The 24,983-nt window shown below is 63.4% G+C and carries 23 protein-coding genes; 12 read left to right on the top strand and 11 right to left on the bottom strand.

Translation table 11 applies throughout. The features are described 5' to 3' along the window. Nucleotides 1-90: 90 nt before the first annotated feature. Nucleotides 91-3,273 carry an efflux RND transporter permease subunit gene (locus ACMGE0_RS23515; protein WP_436818322.1) on the top strand — a complete coding sequence of 1,061 codons (3,183 nt, stop codon included), beginning with the start codon at nucleotides 91-93 and terminating at the stop codon, nucleotides 3,271-3,273. Between the two features lie 120 nt (nucleotides 3,274-3,393). Here ACMGE0_RS23515 and ACMGE0_RS23510 read toward each other — a convergent pair whose 3' ends face one another. Beyond that, the gene (locus ACMGE0_RS23510; protein ID WP_436818321.1) at nucleotides 3,394-4,164 is read right to left on the bottom strand and encodes an SDR family NAD(P)-dependent oxidoreductase; all 771 of its coding nucleotides are present in this window, start codon (nucleotides 4,162-4,164) and stop codon (nucleotides 3,394-3,396) included. A 105-nt stretch (nucleotides 4,165-4,269) separates the two neighbouring features. Between ACMGE0_RS23510 and ACMGE0_RS23505 the strand changes: the two genes are divergently transcribed. Together ACMGE0_RS23505 and ACMGE0_RS23500 are read left to right on the top strand one after the other, a co-directional pair. Beyond that, entirely contained in the window at nucleotides 4,270-4,416 is a 147-nt protein-coding gene (locus ACMGE0_RS23505; RefSeq protein ID WP_436818320.1) for a glycine zipper domain-containing protein, read from the top strand. Between the two features lie 197 nt (nucleotides 4,417-4,613). Next, nucleotides 4,614-5,231: an HAD-IA family hydrolase gene (locus ACMGE0_RS23500; RefSeq protein WP_436818379.1), complete on the top strand. Its 618-nt coding sequence runs from the start codon at nucleotides 4,614-4,616 to the stop codon at nucleotides 5,229-5,231. 3 nt (nucleotides 5,232-5,234) lie between these two features. On the opposite strand, the gene ACMGE0_RS23495 is transcribed toward ACMGE0_RS23500, so the two are convergent. Then, nucleotides 5,235-6,596: an APC family permease gene (locus ACMGE0_RS23495; RefSeq protein ID WP_436818319.1), complete on the bottom strand. Its 1,362-nt coding sequence runs from the start codon at nucleotides 6,594-6,596 to the stop codon at nucleotides 5,235-5,237. 314 nt (nucleotides 6,597-6,910) lie between these two features. Here ACMGE0_RS23495 and ACMGE0_RS23490 point away from each other — a divergent pair, with 314 nt between their 5' ends. Beyond that, nucleotides 6,911-7,576 (top strand): class I SAM-dependent methyltransferase, encoded by a 666-nt coding sequence (locus ACMGE0_RS23490; protein ID WP_436818318.1) that lies wholly within the window; start codon nucleotides 6,911-6,913, stop codon nucleotides 7,574-7,576. A 15-nt stretch (nucleotides 7,577-7,591) separates the two neighbouring features. Continuing rightward, a complete protein-coding gene (locus ACMGE0_RS23485) occupies nucleotides 7,592-8,245 on the top strand; it encodes a TetR family transcriptional regulator (protein WP_436818317.1) in 654 nt (217 codons plus the stop codon). On the opposite strand, the gene ACMGE0_RS23480 is transcribed toward ACMGE0_RS23485, so the two are convergent. The 8 genes from ACMGE0_RS23480 to ACMGE0_RS23445 all read right to left on the bottom strand — a co-directional run bounded on the left by ACMGE0_RS23480 (nucleotide 8,232) and on the right by ACMGE0_RS23445 (nucleotide 17,615). Then, on the bottom strand, nucleotides 8,232-8,669 hold the full coding sequence (locus ACMGE0_RS23480) for a YqaA family protein (RefSeq protein WP_436818316.1): 438 nt from the start codon (nucleotides 8,667-8,669) through the stop codon (nucleotides 8,232-8,234). The genes ACMGE0_RS23485 and ACMGE0_RS23480 overlap by 14 nt on opposite strands. 74 nt (nucleotides 8,670-8,743) lie before the next feature. Then, complete coding sequence (gene secD / locus ACMGE0_RS23475) at nucleotides 8,744-11,284, bottom strand: protein translocase subunit SecD (protein ID WP_436818315.1); 2,541 nt, start codon at nucleotides 11,282-11,284, stop codon at nucleotides 8,744-8,746. Nucleotides 11,285-11,372: 88 nt separating this feature from the next. Beyond that, the gene (locus ACMGE0_RS23470; RefSeq protein ID WP_436818314.1) at nucleotides 11,373-11,753 is read right to left on the bottom strand and encodes a hypothetical protein; all 381 of its coding nucleotides are present in this window, start codon (nucleotides 11,751-11,753) and stop codon (nucleotides 11,373-11,375) included. A 237-nt stretch (nucleotides 11,754-11,990) separates the two neighbouring features. Next, the gene (locus ACMGE0_RS23465; RefSeq protein ID WP_436818313.1) at nucleotides 11,991-12,488 is read right to left on the bottom strand and encodes a cupin domain-containing protein; all 498 of its coding nucleotides are present in this window, start codon (nucleotides 12,486-12,488) and stop codon (nucleotides 11,991-11,993) included. Nucleotides 12,489-12,679: 191 nt separating this feature from the next. After that, nucleotides 12,680-14,932, bottom strand: a complete 2,253-nt coding sequence (locus ACMGE0_RS23460; protein WP_436818312.1) for a xanthine dehydrogenase family protein molybdopterin-binding subunit — start codon at nucleotides 14,930-14,932, stop codon at nucleotides 12,680-12,682. Further along, nucleotides 14,932-15,432 carry a (2Fe-2S)-binding protein gene (locus ACMGE0_RS23455; protein WP_436818311.1) on the bottom strand — a complete coding sequence of 167 codons (501 nt, stop codon included), beginning with the start codon at nucleotides 15,430-15,432 and terminating at the stop codon, nucleotides 14,932-14,934. Before ACMGE0_RS23455 ends, ACMGE0_RS23460 begins: the two co-directional genes overlap by 1 nt. A gap of 2 nt (nucleotides 15,433-15,434) precedes the next feature. Next, complete coding sequence (locus ACMGE0_RS23450) at nucleotides 15,435-16,826, bottom strand: c-type cytochrome (protein WP_436818310.1); 1,392 nt, start codon at nucleotides 16,824-16,826, stop codon at nucleotides 15,435-15,437. Between the two features lie 165 nt (nucleotides 16,827-16,991). Continuing rightward, nucleotides 16,992-17,615: a TerC family protein gene (locus ACMGE0_RS23445; RefSeq protein ID WP_436818378.1), complete on the bottom strand. Its 624-nt coding sequence runs from the start codon at nucleotides 17,613-17,615 to the stop codon at nucleotides 16,992-16,994. Nucleotides 17,616-17,923: 308 nt separating this feature from the next. Between ACMGE0_RS23445 and ACMGE0_RS23440 the strand changes: the two genes are divergently transcribed. The 6 genes from ACMGE0_RS23440 (at nucleotide 17,924) to ACMGE0_RS23415 (ending at nucleotide 21,994) form a co-directional block, all read left to right on the top strand. Then, entirely contained in the window at nucleotides 17,924-18,286 is a 363-nt protein-coding gene (locus ACMGE0_RS23440) for a response regulator (protein ID WP_436818309.1), read from the top strand. Nucleotides 18,287-18,362: 76 nt separating this feature from the next. After that, nucleotides 18,363-18,659 carry a hypothetical protein gene (locus ACMGE0_RS23435; RefSeq protein WP_436818308.1) on the top strand — a complete coding sequence of 99 codons (297 nt, stop codon included), beginning with the start codon at nucleotides 18,363-18,365 and terminating at the stop codon, nucleotides 18,657-18,659. A gap of 149 nt (nucleotides 18,660-18,808) precedes the next feature. Further along, a complete protein-coding gene (locus tag ACMGE0_RS23430) occupies nucleotides 18,809-20,194 on the top strand; it encodes an FAD/NAD(P)-binding protein (RefSeq protein ID WP_436818307.1) in 1,386 nt (461 codons plus the stop codon). A gap of 117 nt (nucleotides 20,195-20,311) precedes the next feature. Beyond that, nucleotides 20,312-20,863, top strand: a complete 552-nt coding sequence (msuE, locus tag ACMGE0_RS23425) for an FMN reductase (RefSeq protein WP_436818306.1) — start codon at nucleotides 20,312-20,314, stop codon at nucleotides 20,861-20,863. A 71-nt stretch (nucleotides 20,864-20,934) separates the two neighbouring features. Then, complete coding sequence (locus ACMGE0_RS23420) at nucleotides 20,935-21,426, top strand: heme-degrading domain-containing protein (protein WP_436818305.1); 492 nt, start codon at nucleotides 20,935-20,937, stop codon at nucleotides 21,424-21,426. A gap of 10 nt (nucleotides 21,427-21,436) precedes the next feature. After that, the gene (locus tag ACMGE0_RS23415) at nucleotides 21,437-21,994 is read left to right on the top strand and encodes a DUF924 family protein (RefSeq protein ID WP_436818304.1); all 558 of its coding nucleotides are present in this window, start codon (nucleotides 21,437-21,439) and stop codon (nucleotides 21,992-21,994) included. 12 nt (nucleotides 21,995-22,006) lie between these two features. Here the strand turns inward: ACMGE0_RS23415 and ACMGE0_RS23410 are convergent, their stop codons facing one another. Further along, nucleotides 22,007-22,258, bottom strand: a complete 252-nt coding sequence (locus ACMGE0_RS23410) for a GlsB/YeaQ/YmgE family stress response membrane protein (RefSeq protein ID WP_436818303.1) — start codon at nucleotides 22,256-22,258, stop codon at nucleotides 22,007-22,009. A gap of 164 nt (nucleotides 22,259-22,422) precedes the next feature. On the opposite strand from ACMGE0_RS23410, the gene ACMGE0_RS23405 reads away from it, so the two are divergent. Next, nucleotides 22,423-24,885, top strand: coding sequence for a mechanosensitive ion channel domain-containing protein (locus tag ACMGE0_RS23405; protein WP_436818302.1), 2,463 nt, complete (start codon nucleotides 22,423-22,425; stop codon nucleotides 24,883-24,885). Nucleotides 24,886-24,983: the final 98 nt, after the last annotated feature.

Raw genomic sequence — 24,983 nt, 5'->3', positions numbered from 1 at the left:
AGACATCAATCGCCTTTGTCGCCTGCAGCCGTCCGGCTGCGGGACGGGGGCTTTCCGTTTCTTGTTCAACCCCGGAGAGAGGGCTTTGACATGAATATATCCAGGTTTTTCGTCGACAGGCCCGTCTTCGCGGCCGTGTTGTCGATCCTCATCGTGGTGGCGGGCCTCATCGGCATGCGCGCACTGCCGATTTCCGAATATCCCGAGGTCGTGCCGCCGTCGATCGTCGTGCGCGCCAGCTATCCCGGCGCAAACCCGACCGTAATTGCCGAAACAGTGGCGACGCCGCTGGAAGAGCAGATCAACGGCGTCGAGGACATGCTCTACATGTCCAGCCAGGCGACGTCCGACGGCGTGCTGAACGTGACGGTCACGTTCAAGCTCGGCACCGACCCGGACAAGGCCCAGCAGCTCGTGCAGAACCGCGTCTCCCAGGCCGAACCGCGCCTGCCGGCGGAGGTTCGCGCTCTCGGTATCACGACGGTCAAGAGCTCGCCGGACTTCATCATGGTCGTGAACCTCGTGTCGGAGGCCGGCGACTACGACATCACGTACCTGCGCAACTACGCGACGCTCAACGTCAAGGACCGGCTCGCCCGCATCGAGGGCGTCGGCCAGGTTCAGGTCTTCGGCGCCGGCGACTATTCCATGCGCGTCTGGATCGATCCGCAGAAGGCGGCCGAGCATTCGCTTGCCGCCAGCGACGTCTCGAACGCGATCCGGTCGCAGAACGTGCAGGCCGCAGCCGGCATCATCGGCGCATCGCCGAGCCAGCCGGGCGTAGACCTGCAGCTCAACGTGAACGCCCAGGGACGTCTGAGGACGCCGGAGGAATTCGGCAACATCATCGTCAAGAGCGGCGAAAACGGCGAAATCACCAGGCTGCGCGACGTCGCCCGCATCGAGCTCGGCGCTGCCGATTACACGCTGCGTTCCCTGCTCGACGGCCGTCCGGCCGTTGCCGTGGCGGTTCTCCAGGCACCGGGTTCCAACGCGATCGAAATCGCCGACAACGTCCGCGCCACCATGGACCAGCTGCAGCAGGCGATGCCCCAGGGCGTCAAGTACGAGATCGTCTATGACACGACCAAGTTCGTGCGCTCCTCGATCGAGAAGGTCGTCGATACCTTGCTCGAAGCGGTCGCGCTCGTCGTCCTCGTCGTCATCCTCTTCCTGCAGACCTGGCGCGCCTCGATCATCCCGCTGATCGCGGTTCCCGTGTCGATCATCGGCACGTTCGCTGTCATGTACGCCTTCGGCTTCTCGATCAACGCGTTGACGCTCTTCGGCCTCGTGCTGGCGATCGGCATCGTGGTCGACGACGCGATCGTCGTGGTGGAGAATGTCGAGCGCAATATCGAGAACGGGCTCAGTCCGCGCGACGCGACCTATCGCGCCATGAAGGAAGTCTCCGGCCCGATCATCGCGATCGCCCTCGTGCTCGTCGCGGTCTTCGTGCCGCTCGCCTTCATCAGCGGCCTGTCGGGACAGTTCTACCGGCAGTTCGCACTGACGATCGCGATCTCGACCGTCATCTCGGCTATCAACTCGCTGACGCTGTCGCCCGCGCTCGCCGCCCTTCTTCTGAAGGATCATCACGCGCCGAAGGACTGGCTGACGCGGTTCATGGACGCCATCTTCGGCTGGTTCTTCCGCGGCTTCAACCGCGCCTTCGGGGCCGCTTCCAACGGCTACGGCCGGACGGTCGGCGGATTGCTCTCCCGCAAGAGCCTGGTGATGATCATCTACCTGGCGCTGGTGGGGGCGACCTACAGCATGTTCAACGCGGTACCGGGCGGTTTCGTGCCGGCGCAGGACAAGCAGTACCTGATCGGCTTCGCCCAGCTTCCGGACGGCGCCACGCTCGACCGCACAGAACAGGTGATCAAGCAGATGAGCGACATCGCCATGGAGCAGCCGGGCGTCGAGCATGCGATCGCTTTTCCCGGTCTGTCGATCAACGGCTTCACGATCGGCTCCAATGCCGGCATCGTCTTCGCCGTCCTCGACGACTTCGAGAACCGCAAGACGCCGGACCTTTCGGGCGGCGCCATCGCCATGGCGCTGAACCAGAAATATGCCGGCATCCAGGACGCGTTCATTGCCATGTTCCCGCCGCCGCCGGTCAACGGCCTCGGCCAGACGGGCGGGTTCAAGCTGCAGATCGAGGATCGGGCCGGGCTCGGCAACCAGGCGCTCGACGAAGCGACCAAGGCGGTTCTTGCCAAGGCCTACCAGACGCCGGAACTCGCCGGCATCTTCTCGAGCTTCCAGATCAACGTGCCGCAGCTCTATGCCGATCTCGACCGCGCCAAGGCCGAACAGCTCGGCGTATCGGTGACGGACGTCTTCGAAACGCTGCAGATCTATCTCGGTTCGCTTTATGTGAACGACTTCAACGCCTTCGGCCGCACCTACAGCGTCCGGGTTCAGGCCGACGCGAAATTCCGCGCCAAGCCGGAGGATATCGGTCAGTTGAAGGTCCGTTCGCAGTCCGGCCAGATGATCCCGCTGTCGGCTCTGCTCAAGGTGGATGCGCAGACCGGTCCGGAACGTGCCACCCGGTACAACGGCTTCCTCTCCGCCGATATCAACGGCGGTCCGGCTCCGGGCTTCTCGTCCGGCCAGGCGGAAGCGGCGATCACCCAGATCCTCGACGAGACGCTGCCGCCCGGCATCGACTTCGAGTGGACGGACCTGACCTACCAGCAGATCCTTGCCGGCAATTCGAGCATCGTCGTCTTCCCGCTGGCGCTGCTGCTCGTCTATCTCGTGCTCGCGGCTCAATATGAGAGCCTGACACTGCCGCTGGCGATCATCATGATCGTGCCGATGGGCGTGCTCGCCGCCTTGACGGGCGTCTGGCTGACAGGTGGAGACAACAACATCTTCACCCAGATCGGGCTCGTGGTGCTGGTGGGGCTATCGGCGAAGAACGCGATCCTGATCGTGGAATTCGCCCGCGAGCTGGAGTTCGAAGGCCGAACGCCCTTCCAGGCGGCGGTCGAAGCGAGCCGGCTGCGCCTGCGCCCGATCCTGATGACGTCGATGGCCTTCATCATGGGCGTCGTGCCGCTCGTCGTCTCGACCGGTGCGGGTGCCGAGATGCGCGTCGCCATGGGCATCGCGGTCTTCTCCGGCATGATCGGGGTGACCTTCTTCGGCATCTTCATGACGCCGGTCTTCTATATGCTGGCACGTTTGCTTACCGGCAGCCGCCCCCTGCGGCAGCACGGCACGGAGGCGGCGCCCGCTCTCTCTCCAGCGGAGTAAGCTGGCCTCCAGGCCGCGCGGGTTCTTTCCACCGGGGACCCGCGCGGCAACTCCGTTTCCATCGCTTTGTTTTACGCAATTCCGGACGGAAAACCGCTACACACTCTCCCTGGAATTGCTTTAGAGCGCTCCGCCGTCAATGACGACCGTCTGGGCCGTCATGGCGGCGGAGACGTTTGAAGCGAGAAACAGGCAGGGGCCGACAAGGTCCTCGGCCACCAGGACCCGCTTCAGGCACTGGCGGGCGATCATCGCTGCGATGTCCTCTTCCTTCAGCCACAACTTCTTCTGGCGTTCGGTGACGATCATGCCGGGCAGGATGGCGTTGACGCGGATGTTTTCGGGCCCGAGCTTTCCCGCAAGACTTTTGGTCAGTCCGACGATACCGGCCTTGGCAGTGGTGTATGCTGGCATCTCGCCCATATTGAGCAGGTAGGCGATCGACGAGAAATTGACGATCGCGCCGCTGCCGGCCTTGCGCAGATGCGGGACGGCGGCCTGCGAGACGAAGAACATCTGTTTCAGATTGATTGCCTGGGCTTCATCCCAATAGTCCTCCGTAACGGCCTCCAGATCGTGCCGGTCGTCCCAGCCGGCGTTGTTGACCAGCACGGACAGCGAACCGATTGCCTCCGCTGCGCGATCGACCGCCGCTTTCGCCGCGGCGACATCGCGCAGATCGGCTTTCAGGTAGTGAACGGGATGGCGGGCTTTTTCCGAAACGCGTGCCGCAAGATCGAGGCTGACGTCATCGGCAATGTCGATGAAGGCGACCCTGGCGCCTTGCGCGGCAAAGCCTTCCACCAGGGCCGCGCCAATGCCTGATCCGCCCCCGGTTATCAGCACGCCGCGATCGGCAAGATCCGTATGACGAGCAGAGACTTCGGCCAAGTCCTTCTCCCTTGATTGCGTTGGTCTGCCAGTTCTACCGCTTCAATGCACGAAGACAAGAATGCCTGCCAAAGTCTCGCCATCGGCTGACGGCATAGTCGGGTCATGACCATTGCGACGGGAATAGCCGTGGGCGTCGGGCTTGGTACGGTGCTCGGTACGGCGATCTTCGACAATATCGGAATCGGCATCGCGGTCGGCATCGCGATCGGCGTTGCCGTTTCGCAATTCCTGCATTCGCGAATGAAATAATCGCTTCTGCACGGCCTTTCACAGGGTCACTCCGTTTGCGGGGATTTACCTTTCGACGTGACAGCATTTACTCGGAGAGACGCAGTTCTTCCGACCATTTTCCGAGTCGGAGCCCGACGACAAAGGAATTTTCCGTGCCTCCCCGCGCCACCGCACTTTCTCTTCCCGAAAAGACCTATGCCGCTTTTCTGTTCGACATGGACGGAACGATCCTGAACTCGATCGCCGCGGCCGAAAGGGTCTGGGGCCGCTGGGCGGCCGCGATGGGGCTCGACGTGGAAAAATTCCTGCCGACCATGCACGGCAAGCGCGGCATCGACACGATCAGTGCGCTGCACCTGCCGGGGATCGATCCAGTGGCCGAAGCGGAGGTGATCCTGCGCGGCGAGATCGAGGACGTGGAGGGCGTCGTGCCGATCCCGGGCGCGGTGGAGTTCCTCTCGGCCCTGCCGCCGGAGCGCTGGGCGATCGTCACGTCCTCGCCGATCGAACTGGCAAAACGCCGGCTCGGTGCTGCCGGCATTCCCGAACCGCGCTACATGGTAACGGCCGAGGACGTCACCGTCGGAAAGCCCAATCCACAGGGTTATATCCTGGGCTCCGAAAGGCTCGGCGTCAGTCCGTCGGACGTGCTGGTCTTCGAGGACGTGCTCGCCGGCATTCAGGCGGGCGAAACGGCCGGCGCGGACGTGATGGTGATCACCGCGACCCATTCCCATCCGATCGAAACCCGGCATCCGAAGATACCCGACTATCTCGACGTGGTGCCGCATATCGCCGGAGACGGACGGCTGTCGGTCCGTCTCAAGGCATGATGCTCAGGCCGTCTGGCCTGCTGCGCGCATGATGCCGATCGTAGCCAGCCAGAGCACGACGCCGAGGCCGACGAGGCAGGCGGCGATCACATATTGCACCGGATCGCGGCCGGTCCAGGGGCCGGCGAGGAAGGCGCAGGAGATGGCGCCGAGCACCGGCAGGATGGTCGGCGTGCGGAAATGCCTGTGCTCGACCCTGTCCTTGCGCAGCACCAGCACCGCGATGTTGACGATCGTGAAGACGCAGAGCAGCAGCAGCGCCGTCGTGCCGCCGAGCGCCGGCACGCCGCCGGCAAAGAGAATGAGCGCAACCGCGAGCAGCGATGTGAAGAGGATCGCCACATGGGGCGTGCGGCGGGCCGCATGCACCTTGCCGAGGACACCCGGCAGCACGCCTTCGCGGCTCATGCCGTAGATCAGCCGGCTCGCCATCATCATGTTGATCAGCGCCGAATTGGCGACCGCGAACATGGTGATGACGGCGAAGATGCCGATCGGGAAGCCCGGCGCTCCGGCCTGGATCACCTTGAGCAGCGGCGTTTCGCCCTGGCCGAGCTCGTTGGCCGGGACAAGCGTGATGGCGGAGATCGCCACCAGCACGTAGATCAGGCCGGTGATGGCGAGGCCGGACAGCAGCACTTTCGGAAACATACGGCTCGGTTCCTTGGATTCCTCGGCCATGTTGACCGAGTCCTCGAAGCCGACCATGGCGAAGAAGGCGAGCGTGGTCGCCGCAATCACCGGCCAGAAGACGCCGCTCCCTTCCGGCGTCGCGAAGGTCCAGGCGCGCGAGACGTCGCCCTGGCCGCCGGCGATCGCCCAGAAGCCGATGCCGATGATGATCAGAAGGCCGGTCAGTTCGACGACGGTCAGGAGCACGTTCATCTTCACGCTCTCGCCGACACCGCGGAAATTGATCGCACCGACCAGGGTTATGAAGCCGATGGCAAGCAAGGGCACGCCCCAGGCGCCAGCGTCCATGCCGAGCGAAGTCGCGAAATTCGCGGCGAAGGCACGCGATGCCGTGGCTGCCGAGGTGATCCCCGACGACATGACTGCGAAGGCTACCAGGAAGGTGATGAAATGGATGCCGAAGGCCTTGTGCGTGTAGAGTGCGGCGCCTGCGGCGCGCGGGTATTTGGTGACGAGTTCGAGATAGCTGCAGGCCGTCAGCAGCGCGACGACGAAAGCGATGAAGAAGGGGAGCCAGACGACGCCACCCACCTGCACCGCCACCTGGCCCGTCAGGGCGTAGATGCCCGTGCCGAGAATATCGCCCACGATGAAGAGGAGCAGTAGGCCCGGTCCCATGATCCGGTTGAGTTCCGTCTCCTGTTCGCCTAATTCTGCGACCGGTTTTTTCATGAAGACTCCTCCTGCAATGATTTTCGTCCCGCATTTCCTTCAATGGGAATAGACGCCCGGAGTTCCCTGGAAGAAGGCGGAGATTTTCGCCGCTGCAGACAAGTCGCGGTTCAGGGCACATTTTCGTGATAATCTTGCACTTGATGCAAGAATTCACTAGGTACAGCTTCATCGGCGGGTCACGTCAGCAAATATTTGCATCCGACCGGGGGCATTTTTCAAAACGGAGGTTGTTTATGCCTTGGAATTGCCATGCAGGCTGTCAAGCTCGGCGGAATACTCGATCGCATTTTCAAAATGGTGAGTCTCTGACCATGACAGCCGACGCCGCCTTCTCCGATTTCGTGCATTTCTTCCGTTCCTGGATCAGCAATCCTCTGCGTGTTGCCGCGGTCGCCCCCTCCGGCGATTCCCTTGCGCGGCTCATGACCCAGGAGATCGCCCCGGTCGATGGGCCGATCATCGAGCTGGGGCCGGGGACAGGCGTCTTCACCCGCGCATTGCTTGCCCGCGGCATTGCCGAATCCGATCTGACGCTGATCGAATACGGTGCGGAATTCGTCCCCGGCCTTCAGCGGCGTTTCCCGCAGGCGCGGGTGCTGCAGATGGACGCCGCGAAGCTCGGCCATGCCGATCTCTTCGAGGGCGAACCGGTGGGGGCGGTGATCAGCGGCCTGCCGCTGCTTTCCATGTCGCCGCGCAAGATAACCGCGATCCTTGGCGGCGCCTTCACCTATATTCGCCCGGGCGGCGCCTTCTACCAGTTCACCTACGGGCCGCGCTGCCCGGTACCGCGGCCGATCCTCGACCGGCTCGGCCTCAAGGCAACGCATATCGGTCACACGGTGCGCAATATTCCGCCGGCCGCCGTCTACAGGATTTCCCGCCGCAAACCGCTCGACCTGACACGCGAACGCCCCAAATATGGCGGCGGGACGGAGACGGGCCCGATTCCGGATGCCGGCCGGACGGATGAGTAAGCGAAAACGGGTGGAATGACGAAAGCAGGAGTTACGGAGACCGAGGGCAGGCGCGAACGAAAACGCCGGCAGACCCGAGAACGTATCGAACAGGCGGCGATGAGCCTGTTCCTCGAACGGGGTTTCGACGCCACGACGATCGAGGACATTGCCGCACATGCGGATGTCTCCAAGCGCAGCTTCTTCGACTATTTCCCTTCCAAGGAAGACGTCGTCTTTGCCTGGCAGGACGGGTTTGCGGATCAGCTGATGACGGCGATAGCCTCGCGGCCGGCCGACGAACCGGCGGTCCAGGCCGTGCAATACGGGTTGGTGAGCGCCGTCGTGTCGGCCGCCGACGAGAGGGCGCTGAGGCTCGGCGAACTGATCCGGTGCACGCCGGCGCTTAGGGCCAGAGACCAGCTCAAATACGCCAAGCTGGAAGCGAAGCTCACCGAGGCGCTGAGGGCCCGCAGCGGCAGCGACGAGGAGCGGGAACGCATGCGGCTTCTGGCGGCGGTGGTGATGGGAGCGCTGCGGGTGGGCGGCGAACGCTGGGCCGAACAGCCGCCGGGCGTCTCGCTCGAAGCCTTCGCACATCGTTTCTTTGCCGATTTCTGGAAGACGCTGGCCGATTTCGGCGATGAAGGGAGCGGAATTAAATCGTCGTTACGGCCTAGAACAGACTGAGCGTGGCGGCAGCCACTACCAGATAGCGTATTCCCTTGCCGATGAAGACGAGGATCAGGAAGACGGGAAGGGGTTCCTTCAGAACGCCGGCCGCAACCGTGATCGCATCGCCGCCGACCGGCAGCCAGCTCAGAAGCAGAGACCATTTCCCGTATTTCCGGTACCAGGCTTGCGCCTTGTCGAGCTTTTCGGGCGTCACCGGAAACCAGCGCCGGTCGCGGAACTGTTCGACGCCGCGGCCGATGAACCAGTTGACGGCGGTGCCCAGCGTGTTTCCCACCGTGGCGACCAGAAGCAATCCGGCAAGCGGATATTTCCCGGTGAGGATCAGGCCGACGAGGATCGCCTCCGACTGCATCGGGAAGATCGTCGCGGCGATGAAGGCTGCGGAGAAGAGCCCCATATAGGCGGCGAGATCGAGCATAATGGACCTGTGGCAAGGCGAAAGAAAAGGGCGGACTTTGCGTCCGCCCTTCCGGCATTCCAGGAAATCGACGGTCAGGCCCGGCTGGCGCGCTCGCCTTCGTCGACGACGGTTTCGTCGGCAGCTTCGGCCTGATGCGCCTTGCGGCGCGTGCGCCAGTCGCCCAGGAAGAGCAGGATCGGCGCGGCGATGAAGACCGACGAGGAGGCCGCGATGACGATGCCGAACACCATCGGGATCGCGAAGCTTTCCACCGCGCTGCCACCCCAGATCGCCATGGGCAGCATGGCGAGGAAGGCCGTGCAGGAGGTGTAGAGGCTTCGGGCGAGCGTCTCGTTGATCGACCGGTCGATCAGCTCGCGCAGCGGCATCTTCTTGTAGAGCCGCATGTTTTCACGCATGCGGTCGTAGACCACGACCTTGTCGTTGACCGAATAGCCGACCAGCGTCAGCAGCGCGGCGATGGCGGTCAGGTTGAAGTCGAGCCCGGTCAGCGCGAAGAAGCCGATCGTCTTCGTCACGTCGAGGACGAGGGTCGCGATCGCACCGACGGCGAAGGGCCATTCGAACCGCGCCCAGATATAGACGAGCATGGCGAGCGAGGCGAGCACGACGGCGAGGATGCCGGCGGTGGCAAGCTCGCCGCTGACCTTCGGCCCGACGACTTCGGTGCGTTCCACCTTGGCGCTCGGGTCGATCTTGACCACTTCCGCCTTCAGCTTCTCGACCGCCGCCGTCTGGGCTTCTTCGCCGCCCGGCTGGCGTTCGACGCGCACTAGGAGGCGGTCGTTACCGCCGAATTCCTGCAGCGCGACTTCGCCCATGCCAAGCTCGCCGAGACCGGAGCGGAAGGCCGCGAGATCGGCTTCCTGCTGGGTGACGACCTCCATCTGGATACCGCCGCGGAAATCGACGCCGTAATTCAGGCCAGGGGTGATGAAGAGGACGATCGAGGCAAGCGACAGCACGATCGACACCCCGATGCCGATGAAGCGACCCTTCATGAACTGGATCTGGGTGCCGTCGGGTATGAGGTTGATCGGCAGGAGCGGCTTGATGTCGATCTTCTTCAGCTTGTGCCGGGCGGCGATGAAGATCATCACCACGCGGACGATCGAGACGGCCGTGAACATGGAAATCCCGATGCCGAGACCCATCGTGACCGCAAAGCCGCGGACCGGGCCCGTGCCGAACCAGAAGAGCAGCACGGTCGCGATAAGCGCCGTTACGTTACTGTCGACGATGGTGGAGTAGGCACGCTTGAAACCCGCATCGATCGCGGCGAAGGCGCTGCGGCCCTTGCGGGTTTCTTCTTTGATGCGCTCGTTGATGAGAACGTTGGCATCCACCGCAAGGCCGATGCCGAGCACGATACCGGCGATGCCCGGCAGGGTGAGCGTCGATCCGATCAGGGTCAGACCCGCGAAGGTCAAGATGACGTTGATCAAGAGCGCGACGTTGGCAAGGATGCCCCATGCGCCGTAGAGGAAGAACATGAAGGCGACGACCAGGCCGAAACCGATGAGGCCGGTGAAGATGCCCATCTCGATGGCGTCGGCTCCGAGATCGGCGCCGACGGTGCGTTCCTCGATGACGGTAAGCTTGGCGGGCAGGGCGCCGGCCCGCAGCAGCGCGGCGAGCGTGTTGGCTTCCTCGACGGTGAAGCCGCCGGAAATCTGGCCCGAACCGCCGGTGATCGGCGTGCGGATGACCGGCGCGCTCAGCACCTTGTTGTCGAGCACGATCGCGAAAGGCCGGCCGACATTCTGCTGGGTGATCTGGGCGAAGCGGTTGGCGCCGGCACTGTCGAAGCGGAAGTTGACGACCGGCTCGTTGGTCTGCTGGTCGAAGGCGGCGCGGGCATCCGTCAGCCGGTCGCCGGAAAGCTCGACGCGGTCGAGCACCGGATACTGGTTGCCGCCCTCGTCGGCGAGCATGGTGACGCCGGGTTCGCCCTGCTGTCCGAGCAGGTGGAAGCTCATCTTCGCGGTCGAGCCGAGAAGCTGGCGCAGACGCGACGGGTCCTGCTCGCCCGGGAGCTGGACGAGGACGCGGTCGGAGCCGACACGCTGGATCGTCGGCTCGGCGACGCCCACCTGGTCGACGCGCTGGCGGATGATCTCAAGGCTCTGTTCGACGGCCGCGGTGATATGCGAATTGATGCCCGCATCCGTCTGGGCGATCGAGATCGTGTTGTCGGTGGGCGTGGTGATGGAAAGGTCGGTGCCGCCGACCGTCGTGCCGAAGCCGACCGGGTTGGCGAGCGTCTGCAGTTCGGTCACGGCGGCGGCGCGCTGGGCAGGATCGCGAAGCGCCACCGTGATCGTATCGCCGGAGCGGCGGATCGCCGAAGTGTTGATGTTCTTGTCGCGGAGAACGCGGCGCGCGTCCTGCAGCAGGCTCTGAACGCGTTCGTTGATCAGGTCGGCGCGATCGACTTCGAGCACCAGGTGCGAGCCGCCGCGCAGGTCGAGACCGAGCGAAACCCGGCTATGCGGCAGCCAGGACGGAAGGCGGTCGAGGGCCGATTGCGGGATGACGTTCGGCAACGCCACCAGAATGCCGATCAAGATGATGAGAGCATAGCTCGCCACCAACCACGGGGAATTTCTCATGTTTCTAATCCTGCTGAGCCCGCGTCACGCTTCCAGGCGGTCAGGGGCGGAAAAGCCTTCATTGTGAAAGCGCCGAAGCGCGCCGTCTTCAGGCGGCGGCGGGCGGTGCGCGCGGCAGCGATCCCGGCCAGAAGGACAAGGCGGCAGGATCGGAAGTCGGTCTCGGCGCAAGGGCCGATGCATGGTGCGGAAAGGCGATTTCGACGGAGCGCGGTGCGAGGGCGCCATCGCCCGCCTGCCAATGCGCGCCCGTCGCATCCTTGCGGTCGGCGGAGACGACGGCCCTCAGCGGCTCCCGCTTGGAGAGGTGCGGCGCATCCGTGCTCTTGTCGGCAGACTGGATGCCGCGCGGGAACTGCCCGTCCTTGACGACGCCGGAGAGCAGGCCGAAGAGCGCGGCGATCAGCAGTGCGGCGGCAAGAACCGGCCAGCGCGACAGGAGGTGATCCTCGCCACGTTCGCTTCTCATCCGCCTATCCTGCGGAAACAGCGCCATCCGCATCAGCTCCGGAGCGTTTCAAAATTTCCGAAGCATCTGCTTCGGAACGGAATGCCGCCTTCTAAAGGAGAGCCTAAAGGCGGTCAATCTCCAGTCGGCGCGAACCTAAATCCAGATTGCGGCGGCATTGCCGATGCTCGCGGCATTCCGAGCCGAAAATCGGCACTTTGCCGCCGCAGCAGGGCTGTCACCAGCGATGCCTGACGGTCACCTGTGGATCGGGTCCTTCCATAAAACCTCTTCCGGCTTCTCGACCGGCTCGATGTCGAGATTGACGACCACCGGCTCCTGCCCGGAGCGCACCAGCACGCATTCAAGCGTCTCGTCGCGGCTGGCGTTGATCTCCTGATGCGGCACATAGGGCGGCACGTAGATGAAATCGCCGGGACCGGCTTCCGCGGCGAATTCCAGATTGTCGCCCCAGCGCATGCGCGCCTTGCCCTTCACCACATAGATGATGCTTTCGAGGTCGCCGTGGTGATGGGCGCCGGTCTTGGCGTTCGCATGGATCGTCACGGTTCCGGCCCAGATCTTCTCGGCGCCCGCTCGCGCATTGTTGATCGCTGTCGCGCGGTTCATGCCCGGCGTCTGGGCCGTGTTCGGATCGAGCGAATTGCCGGGAATGACCTTGACGCCGTGCTCGCGCCAGTCGACGTGGGCGTGATCGTCATGATCGTGAGGATGGTCGTCGTGACTATGGCTCAAGGTCTGCTCTCATTGACTAGGACGGGGCTCACCAACTCTCTCGAGTAGGGGGTCCGCGAGCCCCTGACCGGCGTCATGCCGGCTGGGGGCCCACGTAGCTTTGCTCGGCGAGCATGTTCAATGGGAACCCGGCAAAAGTCAAAGTCTTGGTGACGAAAGGCTGACCTTCGCGTCCCAATTCGATGCAGCGGTCAGGCGCCGATCGCACCCTTCACCCGGTCCCGCGTGAGCGGCAGGTCGAAGAGCCGCTTGCCGATCGCGTTGCGGACGGCGTTGGCGACCGCCGCGGATGTCGGTCCCTGGGCCGCTTCGCCGGTTCCGAGGAACGGCGTGCCGGGCCGGTCGATGATATGCACCTCGACCGTATCGGGCACGCTTGCGAAACGCATGATCGGATAGCTCGACCAGTCGGTGCTGGTGATGCGCGTCCGGTCGAAGGTCACCGCCTCGTAGAGCGTCCAGCTGATCGACTGCAGGATGCCGCCCTCCGTCTGGTTCCTGATGCCGTCCGGATTGACCGCCTGGCCGCTGTCGATCGCCGAGACCGCGCGGATGACCCGCACGCGGCCGGTCTCCCGTTCGACCCGCAGCTCCAGTGCGATCGCCAGATAGGCTGCATGGTTCTTGTAACGGGCGAAGGCGAAGCCGACGCCGTGGTCGCGCGGCACCTCGTTCTTGCCCCAGCCGAATTTTTCCGCCGCAAGCTTCACGACATCGGCGGCCCGATTGTCGGTGAGGTGCTTCAGCCGGAATTCGACCGGATCTGTCTTTGCGGCGATCGCCAGTTCGTCCATCGTGCTTTCGATCGAGAAGACGTTCGGCTGGGCGCCGAGGCCGCGAAGCGCGGAGACACGCAGCGGCATCTCCGGCAGGAAGTGCCAGAGGATCTTCCGGTTCGGGATCGCATAGAGCGGATCGGCATTGCGGTCGCCATTGCCGTTCGGGCTGATGCTGAGCTTCGGCAGCTTGAGCGGCGTCGCATTGCCTTTGGTGCGTCCCGCCAGCAGCGAGCCCGCATCGCCCGGCCGCGTGCCGTGGGAATTGCTCCAGAGGTCATAGGCCCAGTTGTCGATCTTGCCGTCCGGCCCGACCGACGCCTTGATCTTCGTGACCATGCCGGGGCCATAGGGTTCCCACATGTGCTCCTGTTCGCGCATCCATTGAACGCGGATAGGACGGCCCGGAACCCTGGCGGCGATGAGGGCCGCATCCGCCGCGGCATCGTCGGCGCCGTTGTGGCCGTAGCAGCCGGAGCCTTCCACGTGGATGACCCGTACCTTGTCTTCCGGCAAGCCGAGCATCTGGGCGATCGCCTCGCGGTCCGGAAAGACGCCCTGCGTATGCGACCAGACGTCCATCGCGCCGTCAGGTTTCATGATCGCGATGCCGCAGGATGGGCCGATCGAGCCGTGCATGATGTAAGGTCGCGTAAACGTCGCCTCGAACGTGGGGCCGTTGGGGAAGGCCGGCGCGCCCGATTCCGCGACCGTGCCGATATCGCCTTCCATGGCGACCAGCTCGGCGGGAAGGATCGTCTGATCCGGCAGGTTGGCCGGCTCGTCCCACTCGGCCGCCTGTTCGAGGGCGCGCATGGCCTTGATCGCCTGATATTCCTTCTCCGCGACGACCGCGAGGAAGCTGCCGTCGCGGACGACCGAGATGACGCCCGGCATCGCCTCGACGGCGGAAGCGTCGAGGTTTTTCAGCGTGGCGCTATAGCTCGGCGGGCGCACGACGCGGGCGTGTAGCATTCCGTCGAGTTTCAGGTCCTGGATATAGGCGACACCGCCTGTGACCTTGCCGGGGATGTCGGCGCGCTGCAGATCGCGGCCGATGACGCTGAACCGGTCAGGCGTCTTCAGCTTGGATTGCGGTTGCGCTTCGACATGCAGGAACTGGCCGGCGACGAGTTCGCCATAGCCGATCGAGCGGCCGTCCGGTGCGACGATCGCCTTCTTCTCGGCCTTGAGCTGGTCCGCCGGCAGGTTCCATTGGGTGGCAGCCTGAGCGACCAGCAGTTCGCGCACCTGGGCGGCGGCATTGCGGATCGCCGTGCCGCTGTTCTGCATTGACTGGCTGCCGGCGGTAAAACCCTCGTCCGGCGTGCGGGCGGTATCGGCGGTGATGAGCTCGATCTCGCCCGGCTCCACATTCAGCTCTTCGGCCGCTACCTGGATCAGCGGCGTGCGAATGCCCTGGCCGAGTTCCACCTTGCCGGTGAAGACGGTGATACGGCCTTCGGCGTCGATGCGGATCCAGCTGTCGAGGAAACGGTCGGTGTTGAGGCTGCCGGGAAGGGCGGGCGGCTTGGGTGGGGCAGGGGCTGCGGGTGGCTGCGCCGGCTGCTGCGCGAGCGCGTTTGCCACCGAGAAGCTGACGACGAGGGCGCCGGTGCCTGCGAGCAGGCCGCGGCGGGTGATTTCGGCTTTGTTGAACGTATCCATCAGCCGGCACTCCTGTTCGTGGCAGCCGGAACGGCCGCCTGTTCCATCAGTTCACTGGCGCGCTTGATGGCGGCCATGATGCGCATATGAGTGCCGCAACGACAGAGATTGGTGCGCAGCGCCGAGCGGATGTCGTCGTCGCTCGGTTTGGGGTTGTGCTTCAGAAGGGCTGCCGCGCTCATCATCATGCCGGCGATGCAATAGCCGCACTGCGCCGACTGTTTTTCGATGAAGGCCTGCTGGATCGGGCCAGGATTTTCGATCGTGCCGAGGCCTTCGACGGTGGTGATCTCGCGACCTTCGGCGACCAGCAGCGGGGTGACGCAGGAGAGCGCCGCCTTGCCGTCGATCATGATCGTGCAGGCTCCACACTGGCCGAGGCCGCAGCCGTATTTCGCGGCATTCAGCTCGAGATCGTTGCGCAGGACATAAAGGAGCGGCGTATCCGGCTCCGCGTCGACCTGATGGTTCTGTCCGTTGACGTTAAGCGTGATGGTCATGTCTACTCCTTGGCGCCGACATTCTTCGGCGCTCTTTCAATGCCGTCGGAGGCCAGCACGGTGACTGGATATTCGCCGGAGCGGGTTTTGGCGACGAGATCGGTCAGTCCGGTCCAGGCGGGCTGATCGGAGAAGCGGTCACGCAGATAGCCGAGGAGGTCCGCGACCTGCTGGTCATTGAGCGTGTTGCCGAAGGCCGGCATCACGGCGCTCGGCTGTCCGTCCCCGGGCGGCAGGCCGAACATCACGACGTTGACGATGTTCTGCGGGTTGGGCGCATGGACGGCGGTGGAGAGCGCGAAGTTCAGGCCGCCATAGGGCTGAGGTCTGCCGCTCTCGTGACAGGTGGCGCAGGCTGCGCCGTAGATCGCGGCTCCCGGATGTCCGGAGAGGTCGGCGGACGCCTTGTTCTCATCGAACGCCGCCGTCGTGATGTTCGCGCCGCCATTGCCGAAGCTCTGGCTCAGGCGTTCGCCCTTCTCCTTGCGCTCCGGCGATGGCTCGCCCATGACAGAGGCGACATAGGTCGCAATGGCGCGGATATCGCTGTCGGGCAGAAGGCCGAGATTGCCCGTGACTTCCGCCATGGGGCCCCGCGAGACGCCGTGCAGTTCATGCCAGCCGTTGCGCAGGTAGAAGGCGATGCTGTCGACGGTCCAGGGGACCGGAGAATGGGAGCTGGCGTTGATTGCATAGGCCTGCCAGCCTTCCGCTTCTCCGCCTCCGAAATGATGGTTTCTGTCTTCGGCCCCGAATGCGTTTCGGGGCGTATGACAGGCTCCGCAGTGCCCGAGCCCTTCGGCGAGATAGCGGCCGCGGTTCCACTCCTCGCTCTTAGACGTATCCGGCCGCATTCCCCCTTCGCGGAAGAAGAGCAGATTCCAGCCGACGAGAAGCGGGCGGAATTGGAGCGGGAAGACGAGATCGTTCGCAGGCGTGGTTGCCTTGACCGGCTCGCGCGTCATCAGGAAGGCGTAGAGGGCCTCGTTGTCCTCGTCCGTCACCCAGGTGAAATGATCGTAGGGGAAGGCCGGATAGAGATGGTTACCCTCGCGGTCGACGCCTTCGCGCATGGCGCGGACGAAGGCAGCCTCGCTCCAGCGGCCTATCCCGGTTTCCGGATCCGGCGTGATGTTCGTCGAATAGAGCGTGCCGAATGGCGTCGGAACCGGAAGCCCGCCGGCGAACGCTTCCTGGCCGGGTTTGGTATGACAGGCGATACAGTTTCCGACTGCGGCGAGCTGCGCGCCCTTGGCGACGAGGTCGGGAGGATATTGGGCGCTTGCTGCCTGATCATCCGGAGGAATCTCCGAACGCCATCCGATGAGAAGAAATCCGACGGCGGCGATAACCACCAATGTCAGAAGGATGGAAATTGCTCGAAGAAATCGCATGCCAGACTCAACCTCGGTCTCTCGTATGACGGTCCGATGGTATTCACCTCCCATTCTTGATCAAAAGCAAGTTTTTTCAGCAGAAACAGAAAGCCCTGCCTATGCGGTCGGCATAGGCAGGGCTTGAGCCGTTTGAATGGCCTTTTCTGCGGATTGGAAAAGAGTTCAGGCGTGCTGGATGAGCGGCAGGACCTCGAAGAGACCGTGGTATATCATGGTAGCCGCGACGTAGACGATGACCGCGAGTCCGAGATAGGCGACCCAGCGGAAGCGGGCGAGGAGCTTGGCGACGAAATTGGCGGCAACCCCCATCAGCGCGATCGAGATGACGAGCCCGATGATGAGCACGGTCGAATGCTCCTGGGCGGCGCCCGCCACGGCGAGCACGTTATCGAGCGACATGGAGACGTCGGCGACGACGATCTGAGTCGCGGCCTGAAAGAACGTCTTCTGTGGCGTGTTTTCCGAGACTTCCGCCGCGCCGGCATGGTCTGCATTACCTTCGCCTTCACGAAGCTCGCTCCACATCTTCCAGCAGACCCAGGCGAGCAGCAGACCGCCGAGGAGCTGAAGGCCGACGATGCCCAGCAGGTAGGAGGTGATGGCCGCGAAGACGATGCGCAGCACGGTCGCGGCGGAGATGCCGAAGAGGATCGCCTTCTTGCGCAACGCAGGCGGAAGGCCGGCGGCCGCAAGGCCGATGACGATGGCATTGTCGCCGGAGAGGACGAGATTGATGGCAATGACCTCGAGAAGGGCCGCAAAGCCGGCCGCGGTGAAGAGTTCCATCATGGAGCGTGAACCTGAGTAGACGTTGGATGGCGGGGCTGGGATTCTCTTCCAGTCATATTTTCGTGGGCATTGGTACAGGATATTTCAGCAGCCTTGGCAAGCGAAAATTTGCGTTTTGTCAAATGCCATTATCCATTGTGCAATAGGGGGAATGACCGAAACACATCTCAAATATCGGGAATGGCCCGGGCTTGCCTTCATTCACTTCCGCTTGCCGCAATCCCGCCACTCTCCTATATGGCCGTTCGACGAAGGCAGGCCGGTTCTTCCGGACACCGTCAGGCGCGATCTGCAAGGAGATATCCATGCCGCAAAAGGCCGTTGTGCTCATCGTCGAAGATGAGCCGCTGATCCGCTTCACCACGCTCGACGCGCTGGAGGAAGTCGGGCATGTGGTGCTGGAGGCCGCCAATGCGGACGAGGCGATGGTGCTGTTCCGCAACCGGCCCGATATCGATATCGTTTTCACGGATGTCAACATGGCCGGCTCCATGGACGGCATCCAGCTCGCCCGGCGTATCCGCGCCATACGCCCGAGCGTCGGGATCATCATCACATCGGGCGTGGTGAACCTCGATCCCATGCTTCTGCCGGCCAATACGGTCTTCCTGCCGAAGCCTTATCAGCACGAGCGGCTGCTCACCTCCATCCATGAATTGATGCCCTGAATTCCGAGGTGCATCCGGCGGAACCAAGTGCCGCGGCTTCCGGTTATCCATTGGATCAAACGGAGGAGTTTCCGAGATGCTTACGAGGCTTATCGCGCTTTCCGCCGTCGCGCTGCCGCTGATAGCAGGACCCGCGCTTTCGCAGACGTCGGGCAGCGACACACCTCTGCCCGGAGTAACGAAGACGCCGGATGCCGATTCCGGCAAGACGACAGTGACGCCGCCGCCGGGCGTCACGGATCCGATGACCACCAACAGCACGACCGGGACGATCGATCATGAGGATCACTGTCAGCCTCCCGGCACGCCGAGCAATACCAATCCGAGCGCCGGAACGCCGACGCTTCCACGGCCGGAACCGGCCTGCAATTGAGCCGAACGAAAACGTCTTTACTCTTCGTCAATCTCTAGTAACCTGATCGAGATTGAAGCGACTGCCGCAAGCGGATTCGATCTGCTTGCGGGGCTTCCAAGACAACCCTTTCGCCCAACCTTCAAAAACGGACGGGGAGTGTGTGCTTGATGACCTATGATGTCGCCATCGTCGGTTCGGGTTTTTCCGCAATCGCCCTCACCATCAACCTCCTGCGCTTCCTGCCTTCTTCCGCCTCGGTCGCCGTGATCGGCGACGATCCGGGCTTCGGACGGGGCACGGCGTACCGTACCGAATTCTACCTGCATCGCCTCAACGTACCGGCGGCGCGCATGAGCGTGTTTCCCGACCGTCCCGACGATTTCGTCGAATGGCTGCGCCGCCAGGGCAGGGCGGTCTTCGCCGAGGATTTCGCCTCACGCGGCGACTACGGGCTCTATCTGCGCGACACGCTGGCGTCTCTCCTGAGGCCGCGCGAGCGGCGGGCGCGCGTGGATTTCGTCAAGGCCAAGGCGACGGCCTGCGTGCAATGCGAGCGCGACGGTCTCGTCTTCTGCCTCGACAACACGGGCGAACTGCAGGCCCGCAACGTCATCCTGGCGCTCGGTGTGGGCAATGCCGACCTGCCCTTGCCAAGGGATCGTGTCGATGAGGCGGTTCGTCCGCGCATCATCGACAATCCGTGGCGGCTCGGCTGGCTTTCGCGGGTCGGACGGACCGATGAGATCTGTATCTTCGGCTCCGGCCTGACGATGATCGACCAGGTGCTGTCGCTGCGCGCCCAGGGGCATCGCGGCCGCATCCATGTCCTGTCGCGTCGCGGGCTGGTGCCGCATCCGCATCCTGCGCGGCGTGCGGCACCCGTGACGCCGGAACTGCCGGAAAGCCGCGAGATCAGCGCGCTCCTTCACGCTCTCCGCCGGCAAGTCGACAAGGGCGCGGATTGGCGCGGGGTGATCGATGGCCTAAGGCCGCAGACGCAGGCGCTCTGGCAGAGTTTTGGCACGGAGCAGCGTGCCCGCTTCCTGCGTCATGCGCTTGCCTGGTGGAACATCCACCGCCACCGGATCGCGCCGGAAGTTTTTACCCGCTTCGACGCGCTTTTGAAGGATGGCACGGTGACGGTGCATGCAGGCTATCTGCGATCGATCGAAAGGGAAGGCAGCCGCGCAAGTGTTCACTACCGTAGGAGAGGCAGGCAGGATATTGCCAATTTCCATGCAGACTGGATTGTCAACTGCACGGGCATGGAGCGCGCCGGCATCGGCCATTCGCCATTGCTCACGGCAATGAGCGCCCGGCGGATGATCGCCATGGACGAATTGGGGCTCGGCATTTCCGTCGATCCGCAGTCCCGGGTCCTCGACCCGCAAGGACGGCCGCAACCCGGCCTTTTCGCCGCCGGCGCACTGACGGCGGGTCAATTCTGGGAAATCACCGCGGTACCGGATATCCGCGTCCAGGCCAAGGCGCTTGCCGAAACGGTCGCGGGCGAGATCGCCCGGAGAGCTCCGCCGCACGCGCGCATCGCGTGATCGGGCGAGGCGTTAGCATTATTTTCTCCTCCGCGCGCATCTGCGGCAGGTTCCTTGCTTTCATGTCCGGGTGCCGGCGCTAATCTCAATCAAGTCATTGCGCGGAAAGGAATTTGCATGGCCTTTAAACTCGTTGGTCTCGCGGGCAGCTACAATCGCCCCTCCAAGACCTTTGCACTGGTCAATCATATCGCAGCGATCGCCGCCGAGCGCTATGGTTTCGAGACGCAGGTCCATGACTTGACCGATGTGGGACCGTCGCTCGGGCAGGCGCAGCGCCAGGACGATCTCGACAGCCATGCCGCAAGGGTGCTGGCGGACGTGGTCGAGGCCGATTTCCTGATCGTCGGCTCGCCGACCTACAAAGGCAGCTATCCCGGTCTTTTCAAGCATTTCATCGATCTGATCGATCCCGAACAGCTTCGCGCCAAGCCGATCCTGATCACGGCGACCGGGGGCGGCGACCGCCACGCACTGATGGTCGAGCACCAGCTCCGGCCGCTTTTCGGCTTCTTCATGGCCCATACCTTGCCGACCGCCGTCTATGCCTCCGACCGGGATTTTTCCGATTACCGCGTCGTTTCCGAAGCGCTGCAGCAGCGGATCGGTTTTGCCGTCGACGAACTCGCCGCCTTCTTCCCCCAGCAGGCGCTTGCCGCCGCCGAATAGGCGGCCGAACTTTACTTTCGCCTTCTTTGCCGTCATCAATGCCCGCGCTGTTTTGTGCGAGGATGACAAGCATGGCCATCGAGCAGGATATCGAGCGTATCGCCGAGCAGGAGAAAGCGCTCGTCTTCGACCGCTTCGATCTCACCACCGCCTGGGAATTGGGATTGCTGCTTCGCCGGATGGCGACGGAGCGCGGGCTCGGCGTGGCGATCGATGTGCGGCTGCATTCCATGCCTGCCTTTTATGCGGCCCTGCCGGGTTCCACCGCGGACAATGAGGGCTGGGTGCGCCGCAAGCGCAATCTCGTGCTGCGCTTCTTCCAGTCGAGCTATGCGGTCGGCCGCAAGCTTGCCCAGCAGGATGCAACGCTGGAGACGAAATTCGGGCTATCCTTTGCCGACTATGCCGCGCATGGAGGCAGTTTTCCGATCGCGGTGGCGGGTGTCGGCTGCATCGGCGCGGTCACCGTATCCGGCCTGCCGCAGCGCGAAGACCACAATCTGGTCGTGGAGGCACTCGCCCGCATGCTCGGAAAGGATATTTCCAAGCTCCGCCTCGACTGAGGAGATGCCCATGGCTCAAGCAGACGTCAAAACGCCGGAAGAGGTGTTTTCCTTCTGGTTCAAGGAACTGACACGCAAGGACTGGTTCGAGAAGAACGAAGCGCTGGACGAGGCCATGCGCAAGCACTTTGCCGCCACGCATCTTTCGCTCGCGCGCGGCGAGCTCGACGCCTGGCGGACGTCGCCGCAGAACCGGCTTGCCGCCGTCATCATGCTCGACCAGTTCTCGCGCAACATCTATCGCGACACGCCGCTCGCCTTCGCGACGGACTGGCTGGCGCTGAGGGAGGCGAAGCTCGCCGTCGAAGCCGGAGCCGACATCGCGGTCCCGGCGGAACAGCGCTGCTTCTTCTATCTGCCCTTCGAGCATGCCGAAAACCTTGCCGAGCAGGACCGCTCGGTCGAGCTCTTCACGCTGCTCGGGGATGCGGAATATCTCGATTATGCCGAACGTCACCGGGCGGTGATCCGCCAGTTCGGGCGTTTTCCGCACAGGAATATCCTGCTGGGACGGGAATCCACCGCCGCCGAGCTCGACTATCTTTCCAAGCCCGGCGCCGGTTTCTGAGAGATCGGTCAGCTAACGCCGGATCATCCGGCCGACGGCAATCAGAATGCAGGCGCCGATGAAGCCGGCGATGAGATAGCCGATCCATCCGCCGAGCACGACGCCGAAAAGGCCGAGAATGGCATTGGCGATAATGGCTCCGACAATGCCGAGAAGAATGTTCATGAGGACGCCCATATTGCTCTTCATGAACTGTTCTGCGAGCCAGCCGGCAATGCCGCCGATAATGATGGCTGCGATCCAGCCTACCCCTGCGCCTTCCATGATTTGCCCTCCTGTCTGATATTGGCAAAAGGTAACGCGGGAAAATGTTCCAGGTTCCGCCCATTGTTCCAATTCATGCAATCCGGGTGAGGCCTTCCTTTTCTTCGCCCAGAAGTCACTCTACTTTCGCAAGCGATTCCGATCGAAAGACAAAGAGCAGAAACTTGGCAGAAACTTTCACGACCGGCCCCTCCACCGTTTGGCGCCTCGCCCGTGCGTTCATTGCGGCTTTCCTGATCACGGTTGTCGCCGCGCCGCTTATCCATCCCACACCCGCCGTCGCGCAGACACAGCCGCAGGCCGCTTCGGACGTGACGGTCGATTCGATCAATGCGGATATGCGCAACAAGATCGAAGCCATCCGCCAGCAGCTCAATACTTTCCGCAGCCGTGTGGAAAGCGATGCCCAGGACGATGCGCGGCTTGCCGAGCTGAGGGTCCAGGCCGAGGAGATCGTCGGCGCGATGCAGGCCATCGCCGATGCGATGAACACGCGCGTCCAGCAGATCCAGGGGCGTCTGGCGAGCCTCGGGGATCCTCCGGCCGCCGGCCAGCCGCCCGAGGCACCGGCGGTGGCGGAAGAACGCAGCCGGCTCCTCAACGAACGTTCGGAGCTCAACCTCATCGTCGAGGATGCCGGCAATCTGTCGAACAGCGCCACACAGCTCGCCAACACGATCACCAGTCTGCGCCGCACGCTTTTCACCCAGACGCTCTTCCGCCATACGGAGCTCTCGGGCGGACTGTTTGCCGACGCGGGCGATGCCCTCGCCACGGAAGTGAGGAATTTCGGATCGACCTTCGGAAGCTGGATCGGCTTCGTCTGGAAGTTCAAGAAGCTGCAACTGCTCGGCGCGATCGCCCTGTCGTTCGCCGCGGCGATGCTGTTCCTGTCGGGAGGCTACCGGCTGTTCGGCCGCTTCATCCGTCGCTACGAGCAGGAGACGCCGTCCTATATCCGGAGGCTTTCCGTCGCGTTCTGGTCGACGGTCATTCAGACGGTGTCGCTCGCGGCTTTCCTCGTCGCCTCTTTCCTTTTCCTTGACGGTTTCAACGTGCTGAGACCCGACGTTGCGCCCATCATCGCGACCTTCTTCGGCTTCGTCTGGTTCGTCTATTTCGTCTGGAAGCTCACCTATGGCGTTCTCGCTCCCGGCGAACCGGAATGGCGGCTGGTGCGGATCACCAATCGGGGTGCGCGTTTCCTGACCGTCGCGGTGCTCGCGATGGCGGTCGTCAACGGGCTCGACTATCTGCTCGGCGCCATAAGCGAGGCGCTCGGTTCGCCGCTGGTCCTGACCATCGTCAAGAGCCTGTTCGCCTCCGTCATCGTGGGGCTGATCCTCATCGCCATCTCCTTCATTCGGCCGCGGCTTGTCGAAGGCGAGAATCCCGACGGGCTGGGAGGCGCCTGGCCGCGCTTCTTTTCGCTGCTGCTTCGCGTCATGGGTGGCCTGCTCATCCTTGCGGTGCTGACCGGTTACGTGGGCCTGGCACGCTTCGCCTCGACCCAGATCGTGCTGACCGGCGCCGCTATCGTCCTCATCTATATCGGGCTTCTCTCCGGCAAGGCGATCTCCAAACAGGGCGCCTTCACAGATACGGCTGCCGGGCGACGGCTTGTCGAGCGCTTCAACTTCAATGAGGTGGCGCTTGACCAGGCGGGGCTCGTCGCGGGGCTCGGCATCTATGCTTTCGCGCTGCTCTTCGGCATCCCGCTGATCCTGCTCACCTGGGGCTTCCAGATCGCCGATATCGAAGCCTGGATCTACAACTTCTTTACCGAAATCCGCATCGGCAACATTTCGATCTCGATCACCGGCATACTGGGCGGCCTGCTTCTCTTCGGCATCGGTTTCATCGTCACCCGCTGGGTGCAGAAATGGATCGACGGCAACGTGCTCGCCCGCAGCCAGGTCGATCTCGGCGTCCGCAATTCGGTCAGGACCGGCATCGGCTATCTCGGCGTCGGTCTTGCGGTGATTATCGGCGTTTCGGCCGCCGGCATCGATCTGTCGAGCTTCGCGCTCGTCGCGTCGGCTCTTTCGGTCGGCATCGGTTTCGGCCTGCAAAACATCGTGTCGAACTTCGTTTCCGGCCTCATCCTGCTCGTCGAGCGGCCGTTCAAGGTGGGCGACCACGTGGTGACGGGAGCGACGGAAGGCATCGTCAAGCGCATCTCCGTCCGCGCCACCGAAATCGAAACCTTCCGAAAGCAGTCGATCATCGTGCCGAATTCCGATCTCATCAACTCGCCGGTCGGCAACTGGACGCACCGCAACAAGATCGGCCGTTCCGAAATCCCGGTTTCGGTCAGCTACGATACCGAGCCGCAGAAGGTGATCGACATCCTGCTCGAACTGGTCGACCAGGTGCCGGAGGTGCTGCGCAATCCCGAACCGCATGTGGAATTCCTAAGCTTCGGACCGTCGTCGCTGAATTTCGAACTGCGCTTCCATCTCGCCGACATGGGCGAGGGATTGAGGATCCGCAACAACCTGCGGATCGCCATTCTCAAGCGGTTCCGGGAGGAGGGGATCGACATTCCGTTCCTGCAGCAGGAGATCGTCTTCCACCGCGGCAAGCCGATCCTGCCGGATGAGAGCGACATGCGGGGAGGTGCTTAAAGGCGCCCTCTCGGCGTCATCGCAGCCGCCGTCGCGGGCTGGATGTCGCCATGTCGTAATCAGGCGTTTGGGCTGCCTGCCGGAATTGCCATAGTCGC

The sequence above is a fragment of the Neorhizobium descurainiae genome (assembly GCF_051400715.1).
Taxonomy (GTDB): domain Bacteria; phylum Pseudomonadota; class Alphaproteobacteria; order Rhizobiales; family Rhizobiaceae; genus Neorhizobium.
Note: the sequence above shows the minus strand (reverse complement) of the source record. Positions and strands in the feature narration are given on the sequence as shown.